This is a genomic window from Bacillus sp. RAR_M1_44, assembly GCF_020165935.1.
In the GTDB taxonomy this organism is placed as follows: domain Bacteria; phylum Bacillota; class Bacilli; order Bacillales; family Bacillaceae; genus Bacillus; species Bacillus altitudinis.
In genome coordinates this window covers 1,072,096-1,086,859 of sequence record NZ_JAIUKX010000001.1, presented here as the reverse complement: position 1 = coordinate 1,086,859, position 14,764 = coordinate 1,072,096, and the positions used below count along the sequence as shown (strand labels likewise).

Annotated in this window: 13 protein-coding genes; 2 read left to right on the top strand and 11 right to left on the bottom strand. The window is 41.0% G+C overall.

Annotated elements, in window-relative coordinates; translation table 11 throughout:
* Positions 1 to 53: 53 nt before the first annotated feature.
* From LCD34_RS06000 to malK, 7 genes are all read right to left on the bottom strand, one after another.
* Positions 54 to 1,391 (bottom strand): 2-hydroxycarboxylate transporter family protein, encoded by a 1,338-nt coding sequence (locus tag LCD34_RS06000; protein ID WP_008345838.1) that lies wholly within the window; start codon positions 1,389 to 1,391, stop codon positions 54 to 56.
* A 179-nt stretch (positions 1,392 to 1,570) separates the two neighbouring features.
* The gene (locus LCD34_RS05995) at positions 1,571 to 2,530 is read right to left on the bottom strand and encodes an ABC transporter permease (RefSeq protein ID WP_008345835.1); all 960 of its coding nucleotides are present in this window, start codon (positions 2,528 to 2,530) and stop codon (positions 1,571 to 1,573) included.
* On the bottom strand, positions 2,531 to 3,577 hold the full coding sequence (locus LCD34_RS05990; protein ID WP_048002202.1) for an ABC transporter permease: 1,047 nt from the start codon (positions 3,575 to 3,577) through the stop codon (positions 2,531 to 2,533). It lies immediately after the preceding gene.
* The gene (locus LCD34_RS05985) at positions 3,570 to 5,105 is read right to left on the bottom strand and encodes an ABC transporter ATP-binding protein (RefSeq protein WP_224558667.1); all 1,536 of its coding nucleotides are present in this window, start codon (positions 5,103 to 5,105) and stop codon (positions 3,570 to 3,572) included. The genes LCD34_RS05990 and LCD34_RS05985 overlap by 8 nt, the downstream gene beginning before the upstream one ends.
* A gap of 159 nt (positions 5,106 to 5,264) precedes the next feature.
* Positions 5,265 to 6,347, bottom strand: coding sequence for a BMP family protein (locus tag LCD34_RS05980; RefSeq protein ID WP_008345828.1), 1,083 nt, complete (start codon positions 6,345 to 6,347; stop codon positions 5,265 to 5,267).
* Between the two features lie 395 nt (positions 6,348 to 6,742).
* A complete protein-coding gene (locus tag LCD34_RS05975) occupies positions 6,743 to 7,450 on the bottom strand; it encodes a response regulator (RefSeq protein ID WP_008345826.1) in 708 nt (235 codons plus the stop codon).
* Entirely contained in the window at positions 7,443 to 9,044 is a 1,602-nt protein-coding gene (gene malK, locus LCD34_RS05970) for a malate sensor histidine kinase MalK (RefSeq protein ID WP_008345824.1), read from the bottom strand. Before malK ends, LCD34_RS05975 begins: the two co-directional genes overlap by 8 nt.
* A gap of 185 nt (positions 9,045 to 9,229) precedes the next feature.
* Between malK and LCD34_RS05965 the strand changes: the two genes are divergently transcribed.
* Positions 9,230 to 9,787 carry a YufK family protein gene (locus LCD34_RS05965; protein WP_008345822.1) on the top strand — a complete coding sequence of 186 codons (558 nt, stop codon included), beginning with the start codon at positions 9,230 to 9,232 and terminating at the stop codon, positions 9,785 to 9,787.
* A 44-nt stretch (positions 9,788 to 9,831) separates the two neighbouring features.
* Here the strand turns inward: LCD34_RS05965 and LCD34_RS05960 are convergent, their stop codons facing one another.
* The 3 genes from LCD34_RS05960 to LCD34_RS05950 all read right to left on the bottom strand — a co-directional run bounded on the left by LCD34_RS05960 (position 9,832) and on the right by LCD34_RS05950 (position 13,449).
* Positions 9,832 to 10,242, bottom strand: a complete 411-nt coding sequence (locus LCD34_RS05960) for a thiol-disulfide oxidoreductase DCC family protein (protein WP_008345820.1) — start codon at positions 10,240 to 10,242, stop codon at positions 9,832 to 9,834.
* A gap of 18 nt (positions 10,243 to 10,260) precedes the next feature.
* Positions 10,261 to 12,162, bottom strand: coding sequence for a transglycosylase domain-containing protein (locus LCD34_RS05955; protein WP_008345818.1), 1,902 nt, complete (start codon positions 12,160 to 12,162; stop codon positions 10,261 to 10,263).
* A 108-nt stretch (positions 12,163 to 12,270) separates the two neighbouring features.
* Positions 12,271 to 13,449, bottom strand: coding sequence for an MFS transporter (locus LCD34_RS05950; protein ID WP_220482436.1), 1,179 nt, complete (start codon positions 13,447 to 13,449; stop codon positions 12,271 to 12,273).
* Between the two features lie 218 nt (positions 13,450 to 13,667).
* Here LCD34_RS05950 and kapD point away from each other — a divergent pair, with 218 nt between their 5' ends.
* Entirely contained in the window at positions 13,668 to 14,285 is a 618-nt protein-coding gene (gene kapD, locus LCD34_RS05945) for a 3'-5' exonuclease KapD (protein ID WP_224558666.1), read from the top strand.
* Here the strand turns inward: kapD and LCD34_RS05940 are convergent.
* A complete protein-coding gene (locus tag LCD34_RS05940) occupies positions 14,282 to 14,674 on the bottom strand; it encodes a kinase-associated lipoprotein B (RefSeq protein WP_008345812.1) in 393 nt (130 codons plus the stop codon). The genes kapD and LCD34_RS05940 overlap by 4 nt on opposite strands.
* Positions 14,675 to 14,764: the final 90 nt, after the last annotated feature.

Genomic DNA, 14,764 nt, shown 5'->3' with positions numbered 1-14,764 from the left:
GAAATATAAAAAAGCATGTCCCTTATGAAAGGGACATGCTTTTTGTTTCTTTTTTAAGTAAACATTCTGAGTAAGATTGTTGCGCAAATAACGGTTGCTGCTCCGCCAAGACGTGTAGAGACTTGAGCGAAAGGCATAAGGCCCATTCTTCCAGAAGCTGAAAGAATTGCAACGTCACCAGTACCGCCTAATCCACTGTGACAGCCAGTCACAATGGCAGATTCAACTGGATACATGTTCATGAATTTACCAACAAAGTAACCAGAACCAACCATGCCTAGAACAACAGCAATACATACACATACGAAAGGAATCGAAATAACAGTGGCCACATCATCAAGTGGAATGTATAGAATTCCTAAACCAACCATTAGAGGCCATGTAAAGCTTTTCGATACAAACTTGTAGAACTGTTGTGAGCCGTTTTGCAAATGCTGAGGCATCACGTTTAAGTATTTGATTAATGCAGCAAGAACAATCATTAAGATTGGACCTGGAATATGAACAAAACTTTCTAATAAACCGCCAAAGATAAAGGTTGTACATGCAACAAGCACACCTGCACCCATTAAGCTGAAGTCAACTTTAGTATCCATTTCAGGCTGTTCAAAGATTTCATTTGCTTCTTTTGATTTAACAAGTCGTCCATTCCCGTTTAGTTCAGGACGTTTTTCACCAAGCTTTTTCATTGCGCCAGCACAAATGATGGCAATGACGTTCCCAATAACAGCAGCCGGAATCAATTGAGAAATTAATGACTCTGCTGATACACCAAGAATTTGTGAATAAGCAATTGATAATGGCAATATTCCTTCACCGACACCACCGGCAATAATCGGTACAATGATAAAGAAGAACGAATGATGCGGTGTGTAACCAACTAGAAGACCCACTAGAATTCCAGCAGCTACAGCTGTAATTGTACCTGCAACAAGAGGAACAAACATACGAATAAGGCCTTGTACTAAAACAGTTCGTTGCATCCCAAGAATACTACCTACTACAAGAGCAGATATATAGAAGTATAGGAAGTTTGACGTTTTCATCAGAGACGTAACCGCTTCCAACGAGTTTGGATTCAGAACATGAAAAAAGACCAGGAACGATGGTACGAATAAAGAAAGAATCGCCGGTCCACCAATATCTTTTAAGATTGGAATACGTTGTCCTACATCTCCTAGGAAAATCCCCAAAATCATAATAACAGCGAAACCACCAAGCATATTTGCTGGAATTTTATTGAAATAAGCGGCAGTTAAAATAATCGCTGCAAGTACTATATACACAGGTAGATCAATAACACCAATTTTCCAAGAAAGAATTTTTCGGAAAACGCTTTTATTATTGTCAGAATCGTTTGTAATCGATTTCAATTGTTGTGTATTAGCCACATAAACACCCCCAAATGCTATTTGTCTCAATTGTAGAAGATTCTGTGACACTCATCTATTTATTAAACTAAATTAAGTGTAATAAAAGTAAAATAAACGGGGGTTTTGTCGTTTTTATCATACAAAAATCCCCTGAAGATAGTTTGTCCTTCAGGGGATTGATCATACATGGTATTTATTTATCGTTTTCCTTTTAAATAAGGGGTACCAAGTGCTTTTGGTGCGTCTGCTCGTCCAATGAAGCCAGTAAGAGCTAGGATCGTCAGCACATATGGTGCAATGAGCATGTACACGTTCGGGATATCTTGAAACAGCGGAAGCAGAGAGCCAATGATGCTTAAGCTTTGTGCAAATCCAAAGAATAAAGCAGCGCCCATAGCGCCAAATGGGTGCCATTTCCCGAAAACAAGGGCGGCTAACGCAATGAAGCCTTGTCCTGTAATGGTGGCGTGTGAGAAGTCAAGAGCGATGGTCGATGCATACACAGCTCCGCCAAGACCGCCAAATAGACCACTAATGAAGACGCCGATATAGCGCATCCGGTATACCTTGATTCCCATTGTATCAGCTGCCATTGGATGCTCTCCGACTGCACGAAGTCGTAAGCCAAACGGCATTTTAAATAAAACAAACCAAGCGACAACCGCAAGAACTAATGCGAGAATGGACGTATAATACACATCTTTAAAGAAAATATCACCAATGATCGGAATGTCACTTAAAAGGGGAATATCTCCTTTATAGAAAGGTTCTGTAATTTTATCCGTTTGTGCTTTGCCATAAATCAGTTTGACAACAAACAGCGTAGCACCAAGGGCAAGCATGTTAATCGCAACACCACTGACCGTTTGATCTGCTCTGAACGTAATAGTGGCAACAGCGTGAATGAGTGAGAACACGCCGCCAATGGCCATACCAACAAGTAGACCGAGCCAGGGGGTCAAGGCACCAAACGTATCAGCAAACATTAAGTTAAAGATAATACTAGAAAATGCTCCGACGACCATCAAACCTTCAAGACCGATATTGACGACACCTGATCTTTCTGAAAAGACGCCTCCAAGAGCGGTTAAAATAAGTGGTGCAGCATAAACAAGTGTAGCCGGGACGATGATTTCAAGAATTTGCAGAAATCCCACTTATTTTCCCCCCTTTTTCTTCAATTGTTGAATAACAAGACGGATGATATAGCTTGAGGCAACGAAAAGAATAATGATCGCAATCACAATATCAACGACCTCAGTCGGTACGCCAGATTCAAGCGGCATGTTTAAAGCACCGACTTTCAATCCACCAAGCAATAATGCCGCTAAGACGACACCAACAGCTGTATTTCCGCCTAGTAAGGCAACAGCGATTCCATCAAAACCAACGCCAGTGAATGATCCTTTAATCGAAGCATATTCAAATGTTCCGAGTCCTTCCATCGCACCTGCAAGACCTGCAAAGGCACCAGAAATGAGCATCGCATAAATGATGTTGCGTCGAACGTTCATCCCAGCATAATGAGAGGCCTGCTGGTTCATCCCAACTGCGCGTAATTCAAACCCTTTAGAGGTTTTCTGGATAATAACCCACATGACAACAGCCGCAATAATGGCAACAAAAATCCCATTATGCATTCTAGAGAAATCAGTGATCTGCTCAAAAAAACCAGATCGAAGGGAAGCTGTTGCATCAATTTTTTCTGTTTTATCTTTATTGTTTGTTAAGACATTTGAGATTAAATAATTTGTGACATGAAGGGCAATGTAGTTCATCATGATGGTGACAATGACTTCATGTACGTAAAAACGAGCTTTTAAAAATCCGGGAATAAAGCCCCATAATGCACCAGCAGCAGCTGCTGTGATCAGTGCAAGAGGCAGATGGATATACATAGGTGCATGGACAGTTGTGCCGATCCATACAGCAGCTACCCAGCCAATCAGCATTTGACCTTCTACCCCGATATTAAATAGGCCTGTCCGAAATGCAAAGGCAACAGCAAGTCCTGATAAAATATAAGGCGTGACTTGTCGGATGGTTTCTCCCATATAATAGGTTTCACCGAATACGCCATTCCAAAGGGCGCTATAACCTTCGATGACACTATAACCGCTTGCCAGCATAATGATGGCCCCAACGAAAAGACCAAGTACAATGGCTATAAGCGGAATCAGCAGATTTGTTAAGCGATTAGACATTTGCTTCTTTCCCCACTTCCTGTTGCGTACTTCCAGCCATTAACAGACCAAGTTCTTGCTCTGTTGTTTCTTTTGGATCAACAATGGCAATAATGCTGCCTTCGAAAATAACAGCAATCTTATCACTGACATTGATAATTTCATCAAGCTCAAAGGAGATGAGCAGAACAGCTTTGCCTGAATCCCTTTGTTCAATCAGACGTTTATGAACAAACTCAATGGCTCCGACATCAAGTCCACGTGTCGGTTGTGCGGCAATTAATAAATCAGGATTTCGGTCAACTTCACGGCCAATAATAGCTTTTTGCTGGTTACCGCCTGATAGCGCACGTGCTTCTGTATATTCACTAGGTGTCCGTACGTCGTATTCAGCAATGATTCGTTTTGCTTTTTGATAAATGTTTTTCATATTCATCAAGCCAAACTTCGAATATGGACGCTGATAATACGTTTGTAAGGAAATATTTTCTCCAATTGAAAAGTCAAGGACAAGTCCGTGCTTATGACGGTCTTGAGGAATATGTCCGATACCAGATTCTGTGACCTTACGAGGCGGGAGATTTTGAATGGATTTCCCGTTTAGCATGATCGTGCCAGATTCGGATTTTTTCAGACCTGTAATGGCTTCAATTAATTCAGATTGACCATTTCCGTCTACACCCGCAATTCCGACAATCTCACCAGCTTTTACTGATAAATTGAGTTGTTTCACGGCTTCAATTCCTCGCGCATCTTTGACAGTGAGATCTTGAATTTGCAAGACTTCTTCAGCAGGGGAGGCTGCTTTTTTGTCTGTTTTAAATGAGACTTCGCGGCCGACCATTAAACTGGCAAGCTCGTCTTTGTTTGTGTGTTCCACATCAAGTGTACGAATGCCTTGCCCTTTTCGGATAATGGTCACGCGATGACAGGCATCCATAATTTCTTTTAGCTTGTGGGTAATTAAAATAATGGATTTGCCTTCATTGATTAAGTTTTTCATAATTTGTATGAGTTCTTTTATTTCTTGAGGTGTTAAGACGGCTGTTGGTTCGTCGAAGATCAAGATATCAGCGCCGCGGTATAGTGTTTTTAAGATTTCTGCTCGCTGCTGCATACCGACTGAGATGTCAGATACTTTAGCGGCAGGGTCTATTTTCAGTCCATAACGGTCAGAAAGTTCCTGCACTTGCTGAATGGCTTGTTCTTTGTCAATCTTTCCAAATTTCTTTGGCTCTTTTCCTAAAATGATGTTTTCAGCCACAGTAAATGTATCTACTAGCATAAAATGCTGATGGACCATTCCAATGCCTAAATCACTTGCATCATTTGGACTAGAGATTGTAACCGGTTTTCCGTGTACCTTGATTTCACCTTTTTCAGGCTGATACAGTCCGAAAAGCACGTTCATGAGCGTTGATTTTCCAGCGCCGTTTTCACCAAGCAGCGCATGAATTTCGCCCTTTTTTAGCTGCAGCGTAATGTTATCATTTGCTACAATGCCAGGGAATTCTTTGCGTATATTCAACATTTCAATGACATAATCCACAGGTTTAACCGCTCCTTTTTTAGGGTGCTGATGAAGATAAAAACTAGCAAAAGAAAAGCTGCAAAACAAGGCTGCAGCTTTTCTTTTACCACCTTTTACGAATAAAGAGGAGGTAAAGGAGAGGCAAGGGGATAAGGCGCGCTTATCCCGATGCACAAATTAAGCTTTAAAATCTTTTAGTTCATCACGTGTTGCAGGGATTTTCACTTCACCCTTGATGATTTTTTGTTTCCATTCTTCGACTTTCTTCAATACATCTTTATCAAGATTCTCTTGAGATGGAGAGATGTCAACGCCGCCTTCTTTCAGACCGTACGTGATCACTTCGCCACCAGGGAACTTACCTTCTTTTGCTTTTGTTGTTAAGTCTTGTACCGCTGTGTCTACTTTCTTAATCATAGAAGTAAGAGTGACACTTTGTTTTGTTCCAGGTACTTTACCCTCATCATACTGGTCTTTATCAACACCAATGACCCACACTTTGCGGTCAGGATCAGCTTTTTTCAGGTTTTTCGCTTCTGTGAAGACACCAGTTCCAGTTCCGCCTGCTGCGTGGTAAATGACGTCAACGCCAGATTTGTACATACTTTCAGCTGTTGCTTTACCGATGTCTGCTTTATCGAATGCCCCAGCATATTTCACTTCAACTTTTGCTTTTGGATTAGCTGCTTCAACGCCTGCACGGAAACCAACTTCGAATTTTCTGATTAATTCAGAATCAACGCCGCCAACAAAACCAATTTTGTTTGATTTTGTAGAAAGAGCCGCTGCAACACCTACAAGGAATGATCCTTCGTTTTCGTTAAATGTAATGCTTGCTACGTTGTCTTTTTTTACAACTGCATCAACGATGGCAAAGTGGTTTTTCTTACGTTGATTCGCAATTTCAGTAATAGAATCTTGCATTAAGAAACCAATTCCGTAAATCAAATCAAATTTCTCACGAGCAAGTGTGTTTAAGTTTGTTGTATAGTCAGCGTCTGATTTAGATTGTAAGTAATCAAAGCCGTTTTTACCTTTTGTTAAATTGTTGTCTTTCCCAAATGCTTGTAAACCTTCCCAAGCAGATTGGTTAAACGATTTGTCATCGACACCACCGACATCAGTTACCATTGCAACAGTGAATTGATCTTTATCTTTTTTGTTTTCACCGCTGTTTGAGCCAGAGTTGCCGCATGCTCCAAGGATGGTTCCTGCTGCTACGACTAAGGACAATGCAAGTCCAATTTTGCGCTTCTTCAAAACATAACCCCCTATAAAATTTAAAAGTTTCAGAAAAGTCTCGCGAAAAAAGACCGACTCTTGCCTTCTCCTATCCTTCTGAAAAGGGTATTTTATCCTGCATTCTTTTAAAGTTGATGGAAACAGGAGAGAAGATGTAAGACATCAGACTTATATCTCGTTGAACTAATCAATCATAATTTATCATTTCCCATCGAATAAATAAATAGAAATTTGTTTTATTTTTAAAAAAATGTTAAAAGGCTAAATTCGATGTCTTTTTATGTGCTGAAATATGATATAATGCCGCTTTTATGATGTGCTCTACTACAGTGAAACCGCTGATATCAAGGGGTTTGTGACATCGTATGCCATAAAAAAACATCTGGCCTTTGTGAAAGGTCAGATGTGTCAAATTAAAGATATTGCTGTATCAAATTCATGTTGCTTGTATTCAGTTTATATTGGAAAACAGGGCGGCCGATTGTCCCGTATGCCATCTCCACATCAACCACTTCGATATCCTCAAGAAATTTCAAGTATTTTCTAATCGAAACTTGGGAGATTTCTGTATGATTGGCTAGGTCTTCGGTCGTGAAAGCCTGCTGACCGAATGATTGAATGCTTGTCCAGATGAGTTTGAGTGTGCTCTTCGTTAAGCCTTTTGGCAGCAGGACTTTTTCCGCCTCTGCTTTTTTATGAAAAAGCTTCGCGTCTAAATCATTTTGAGAGATGCTGTTCATCGTTTGGTATAGGGCATGTTTTCTTTTATATTCTGCCAGTGCTGATTGGAAGCGTTCGAACTCAAAAGGTTTGATTAAATAGTCGACAGCTCCGTTTCGCATCGTTTGCTGTACGACATCCACTTCATTTGCAGCTGAAATGACGATGACGTCAACGGAATGATTTTGCTCACGAATTTCTGATAATAGGGCGAGCCCATTTTGTCCAGGCATATAAATATCAAGCAATACAAGGTGAATGATTTCTGATTTTAAGATGTCTAGTGCCTTCTGAAATGAGGTGGCAATCCCTTTTAATTCAAAACCTTCTATTTGGGTCAAGTAGCGTTTATTCAGCTCCCCGACCATTGGGTCATCTTCTACGATCAACACATTAATCATGTGAATCCTCCTTTTGTTTATATGGAATACGGAGACTAAAGGTCGTTCCTTCTCCTTTTTCGCTTGTGACGATCATATGTCCGTTCAGTTTTTTGATGCTTTGGTCAACAAAGTAAAGGCCAAATCCTCTGTCTTCTCCTTTTGTTGAAAAGCCCTGATCAAACATGATGTCCTGTTCTTCTTTTGTCAGACCGACACCTGTGTCTGTAATTTCAATATGAAGCTGCTCTTGGACATATCTGAATGAGATGGAGATATTTTTGTTCTCTGTATGAGAAACGGCATCGAGTGCGTTATTTAACAGATTACCGATGACCGTAATAAGGTCATGTGTGACTGCTGGGTCCTCCGAGTTTGGTACCTGTGTACTGCAATTGACTTCTAAAGCTGCGCCTTGTTCTCTGATGTAGCTCTGTTTTCCTAGTAAAAACCCTGCTAAGACTGAGTTTTTCACATGGTTGATGATTTCATTTGTTTCTGTCTGCTGATAAATCGCAATATCTTTAATATAGGTGCCAAGGTCATCATAGTTCTTCAGCTGAACCAATCCTAAAATGACATGAAGCTTGTTCATAAATTCGTGTGACTGGGCACGAAGCGCATTGGCATACATCTTCACCCCGCTCAGCTGTTCAGCCAGGTGTTTGACTTCTGTTTTGTCACGGAAGGTTGCGATTGCTCCGACAATTTCTCCTTTTACCGTAATCGGCACCTCATTAAAGACCAGCTCCAGTCCGTTCATTCTGACATCGCGATCAAGCAGCGGTTTCCGTGTTTCGATTACTTGCTTTAAGCCGCTTGAAGGTAGAAGGGCCTGTACATCTTGTTCTCTAGGGTCAACCATAATGCCCATATTATGAAAAAGGCGTTTAGCTTCTGCATTTGCCAGCTTTATTTTACCGTGCTGATCGACGGCAAGAATGCCTTCTTTTGTTGATTCTAGCATGGCGCTTCGTTCTTTTAATAATGTGGCAATTTCATCTGGCTCTAGTCCAAACATAATCTTCTTCACTTTGCGTGCCACAATGAGTGCACCGATAATGCCAGATAAAAGGCTTAGCGATGTGACAAAGTAGAGCGGGAGCAGGCTTTGATGAATAATTAAATCAATTTCCTTTAATGTAATCCCAACTGCCACAGCCCCGAGCTGCTTGCCATCTTGGTTATAAACAGGAACAAAGGCACGCATGGACTTGCCAAGTGTTCCAGATGCGGTACTAATATGTTCCTTACCCTGTAATGCCGGTTTTTCATCACCGCCAGCAAATCGCTTCCCAATCTTTTGCGGATTCGGATGTGTTTTGCGGATACCGTTCATATCCATGACGACAACGAATTCGGTTTTGGTAATACGCTGAACATTTGTTGTATATTTTCGCAGTGCTGTATATGATTGATCTTTTTCCAATGATTTTGCTGTGATCGGAGCCTCTGCGACCATTTTGGCAGTGGAGAGGGCGATATCACGTTCCTGCTGATGAATATTTTTGGCTGTTTCTGACCAGATCGTAAAGAATGTGATACAGAGGGAGATCAGGACAACAATACAGACAAAGATCGTCAGCCGTGTTTGCAGTCTTAAAGTTTTTTTCACGAGTATACCCCTAACGCGCAATTTTTTCGTAATAGTAATACTTTAACGGGAAAATGTAAGTTTGTGAAGGAATGTACGTGCAAAATCACAAATTTGATTTAGATTCCAGTTTACTTGGAAAGCATCTTGTCAATCCGTTTTAAGTGAGCCATAATAAAAATGAGCTTATGAGAAAGGATCTATTTATGAAAAATACATATTTGACTGGATATTTTCCGCTGATTTCGATTTTGCTATTCAGCTCTGCCTTTTCTATTTTTACAGTAGGTATCACGACTGACTTCTTGACCCAAGCAGGGATTTTAAAAGGAATGCTGGAATTTTTCTCTGAACAGGGCATTCGTCTTGCTTTGTTTGCCGCATTTGCACTTGTTTATTTTATGATTTTATCTGCTTTAAAACTCATTGCAGATACGGTGTTAGAGCTAGCGCTGCTCTTTTTTGCAAAGGACCCTGAAGGGGAGAACTTAAAGAAAATTCGGATTGCATCGGTTGTCTATTTGTTTGCCAGCTTACTTGCATTTCTATTGACGCAGCAGCTCATTTTGCTTGTTGGGCTTTTTGTTTTAGCAAGTCTCGTCTATTTTATCTGGGTTGTGGTACGCATTTATCAATCACTTTCCATGCTGAATTTAATTGGGTTTATGATGTTTATTCTGCTGTTTTGGGCCACGTTTTTGATCGGCATTTTGTACTTATTTATTAAGCTTTATAACAGTGTGATGGCGAGTCTGCCAGCTTAATCAGACGAAAGAAAGCATCCTCCGATGATGGAGGATGCTTTTTTTTATGGAAGAAACCGCTTCTGAATATCAGGTGTAGGCATCATACAGGATGTTTTTTGACCAAACCATTTATAGCGATTCTTTGCAATGAGCTGATAAAACCAGTCACGGATTGGACGAGGGATCGCGAGGAGTAAATAGCTCCATTTGTATATCCCTTTTAAATGCCGCGCCGCTTTTAAGATGCCTGTTGACTTCATATAAAGGGTCCCATTTTCAATATAAATGAATGAATTGAACTCATCTAAAGGCAAGCCGTTTTCTTTTAAAATACGCTGCCCTGTATCTGATTGTAAAGAAGCAAACATCATCCGCTCATTCGGGTCGCGCTTGATGATAAACTGAACAGCACCACTGCACACGTTGCAGACACCGTCAAATAAAATGAAGTGAGAGGGTTGTGTGGAATGCATCGCAATCAAACCTCCTGTTTATCTAGCGTATTGCATAGTTTGTTTCCAAATACGTAAGTGCGGGCTTGAACTATAAATCGATTCAACGGTTCCTCTATCTCTTCCTACCCATACACCCATTGTGTATTGATCTGTCAGGCCAACAAACCAAATGTCTTTGTAGTCATTGGATGTCCCTGTTTTTCCCCCAATGTAAGGAGAATTGAAATTCGCCTTTTTCCCTGTTCCACTTTTCACAACAGAGGCAAGCAGCTTGCGCATTGTTTCATTTGTACGCTGAGAATAGATTTGCTTCGGCGACTCTTTCCACTTGTAAAGGGTTTTGCCGTTTAAGTCTGTGACCTTTGTAATGGAGTGATTTCGCGTATAGGCACCTTGATTGCCAAACACGGTATATGCATCGGTTATTTCTAGCGGCGAGAAGCCTTTTGTAAATCCTCCAAGTGCAGAAGGGAGGCGGTAATCATCTGCGACAATATGTTCGAATGAAAACTTTTCTAAATAGCTGAAGCCTTTTTTGACACCGACTGTATCAAGCATACGAATCGCTGGTGTATTGTAAGAGTTCTTAAAGGCTGTTTCAAGTGTTACAGTTCCATACGTTTTATGATTATAGTTTTGCGGGCAATATCCGCTACTGCAAAACTTGCCGGCACTGATTTTGCTTGATGCCGTGGCACCGGTTTGATCAATATAAGGGCCATAATCTAACAGCGGCTTAATGGCGGAACCTGGTTGTCTTTGCGCTTGATAGGCGTAGTTGAAATCAAACTTTTTATAATTCTTCCCGCCAGCAAGTGCGACGATTTGATGGGTTTGGTGGTTAATGACTGCTGAACCGCCTTCCACACCTTGATAAGGCAATTGTGCATTGAGCTGATAGACCGCTCTTTGTTGTAAGGAAGGGTCTAGTGCTGTATAAATCTTCACACCATCTTGAAGCAATGCACTAACCTTTTCTGATAATTCTTTTTGAATCGCCTTTTTTGCGCCAGCTGTTTTGGCTTTTTTCAATCGTTTTGTAAAGCCTTCCTGATCAGACACCAGATCGGTAAATTCTTCATTGGCGTATGTCACATAGTCAGGGTAAAGATTTTTCTTTTCACTTAAGGACAAGCTGATTTTTTCTTTCACCGCTTTTTTGTATTGCTTCTTCGTAATGACACCATCTTTTTCTAAAATACCAAGCAGCCGTTTCTGGCGTTTCTTTGTATGTTTGAATTGTTTCAATGGGTCATACAGCGTAGGGTTGTTAGGAATCGCAGAAATAAATGCCATCTGTGCAAGCGTCAAAGAACTAAGCGGCTTATCAAAATAGTAATTAGCCGCAGAACCGACACCGTAAACCCCGTTACTGAAATAAATCGTATTTAAATAGCTTTCGAGAATTTCCTCTTTTGTAAATTTTCGCTCGAGCTCATAGGAATAGAGCAGTTCTGTAAACTTTCGGCTGAATGAACGTTCATGACTTAAATATAAATTACGGGATAACTGTTGTGTGATGGTGCTGGCGCCTTGGCTAATGCCATGGTTTTTCACATTTGCGGCAAGGGCACGAATCACGCCCATAAAGTCAATGCCTTTATGGTCATAAAAGTTGCGGTCCTCTGATCGGAGGAACAGCTCCTTTACGGAATCAGGAATTTTATCGTACTTCACGAAAACACGGTTCTCATCGTTTGATACGATCTCAGAGATAAGAGAACCATCTCGATCATACATATAACTGTTTTGGGAAAAGTCTACCTTTTCCAGCTTGATTTTTTGATCAAGCACTTCGTTAACAGGTTTTACACTTGCGGCTTCTTCCTTTGATAGATAAAAAGTCAGAACAAATAATGGGATGAGGGCAGCAAGTAATAACCAACCAATGATTGCACGAAACATGAGGTCACTCACTTTCTTCGGATTTCTAGCCATATCGTACCATTCTTTTGCGATTACGAGAAGGTTATTTTTAGAAAAGAATAGACGTGAAGTCTAGTAAACAAGGCATTTAGACAGAAGAAAAGAGTATCTGATAATGGATCAGACACTCCTCTCTTTTGTCTTTGATTGTGAGCGGACCGCCCATAAAAATAATGCCCCGAAAAGGAAAATGCCGGCGGTGACATAAAAGACAGCTGGAATTCCGTAATGACTCGCCACAATGCCGCCTATGACGGGTCCGACGACATTTCCAAGAAAGCGGAAGCTGACATTGTAACCAAGCACTTCCCCTTGCATAGAGGCAGGCGCTTTGATCCGAATATAGGCCGTCGTACAAGGAATGATGCCGCCTAGTGCCATACCGTATAAGAAACGGAAGATCACTAACATCCCGTAGGAATCCGCCATCGCTTGCGGGATGAATAAAATGGAGGAGAGGATGAGAAGGGCGAGCAGCACCTTATCGTGACCAATACGATCTCCAAGGTCACCCCATTTCCGTGTAAACAGCAAATTGCCAAGCCCCGTTGCAGAAAACGCCAGTCCTGCATAAAAGGCAAGATTGACGGGGCCGTGTAAATCATGAATGTACAAGGCTAAAAGCGGCTGAATACTAAAGTTCCCGACTTGCGTAATAAATGTGAGAAGCATGGTGACGACAAGTAAAGGCTGTTTGAAAATATGGACAAGGACATCCTTCCGTGAGTAAGAAACCCGTTTTGCTTCTTTTGAACGGATCGGCTGTTCTTTCACACCGAAGATAATGACAATCGCTGACACATATATGACAGCAGCTGTTAAGAAAAATGTATAAATGAATCCGACACTGTCTGCCATAAATCCACCCATTAATGGACCGAATAATCCTCCGGCGACATTACTCATCTGCATCGTACCGAGGGTCTTACCGGCTGTTGCCTTTTCGGTCTGTGCAGAAATCAGTGCCATCGAAGTCGAAATAAAGCCTGTCACAAGCCCCATGAAAAGCCTTAACGCAAATAGTTGATAAACGGTTTGAACAAGCCCCATTAATAAAATACTTGTTGCAATCCCAATGCCATTAATGAGCAAAATCTTTTTATAGCCATGCCGGTCACCAATCCGTCCCCAAATTGGAGAAATGAGAAAGGCTGTTAAAAACGTAACCCCAAAGACATAGCCGCTCCATCTTTGAACAAATTCATTCGAATAACTGCTATCAAGAGACTCTATGTAAAGTGATAAAAAAGGGACGATCATTGTAATGCTGGCAGATACAAAAAAGTTCACAAACCACATGATGTACAAGTTTTTCTTCCTGTTTGTGATAAAGACCACCTTCTTTATTTATTTCGTGTTCCTTAATAATTATAAAGGAAAATAAAAGATCTTTCATCTGATGAATAGGTTGGGCATAGTGAATCTGCATTATTTTCACGAAAATGAAGTGATTTCAAAGTCCGTCTTAATATAATAGTAGCAGGATGGAAAACAGACGAGAAAGTGGGGTGAGACTGATGGAACAGAAGACGCTGCTTGTGGTCGATTTTGAATTTACGATGCCTGATGGGAAATATCATCCGCAAAATTTTTTCCCGGAAATCATTGAAGCCGGTGTCGTCAAAGCATCAAATGAAACGATCATAGACACATTCTCAAGCTATGTCAAACCGAAAAAGTTCCCGAAGCTGACAAAGCGCTGTAAATCGTTCCTTGGCATTACGCAGCAGGATGTAGAAAGCGGGATTTCTTTTGAGGCGTTTATCAAGAAGCTCGTGTCACTCGATGGGGGAGAAGACTGTGAGATTATCACATGGGGAAATATGGACATGAAGGTACTGAAGCAAAACTGTATGCTCAATCATATTGGTTTTCCTTTTAAGGGGAATCAAAGGGATCTGGCTTTTGAATATAAAACCTTTTTTGGGGATAGAACACTCACAGGACTTCGGAAAGCAGCTAAGGAGTACGGCAGTGAAGGAGCTGGTAAGCATCATAAAGCACTCGATGATGCCATGACCACTTATCAGCTGTTCACCCTTTTTGAAAAAGATCGATCCTATGTGGAAAATCCGCAAACAACCAAAATTGGTGAACTCATTGACTTCTCTCACTTTTTTGATTCGGCAGATTAGCGGGCGTCTTCTGGAAAATAATCTTTTTCAAGAGAAGAGAGGCACGCTCTTGATTTTTCAGCCCACTTGGAATCATCCGCACTGAGCCCTTTTTTCAATTTGTCTACGGCGTCTTTCAGTGATACTTGATAATTAGGTATGTCGCCATCATAAGGCTTGACCATATGATGAGGGATATTCGTCTGTTCCCTAAAGGCCAAAGCCCGTCTTTCCTGAAAAAAAGGTACGTCCGCTTCTTTTGGATGATGCAGGTCACCTTGAGTGGGGTGTGTTAAAACCGCTTTTACTTGAACGAGATAAGTAGATGGTTTAACGGCTGTCACTTCCCCAATGTAAACACCTGTTTTGTAAAAACCTTTCACGATTTGTCCAATCTGAATGTCTGTCATATGAAATTCCTCCATTTCCTTCGCATAAGAAGGTATTTCCTTTCTTTTAGCCAATATAGTGAAGTAAACGAGCAAAAGGGGGAAGAGCGA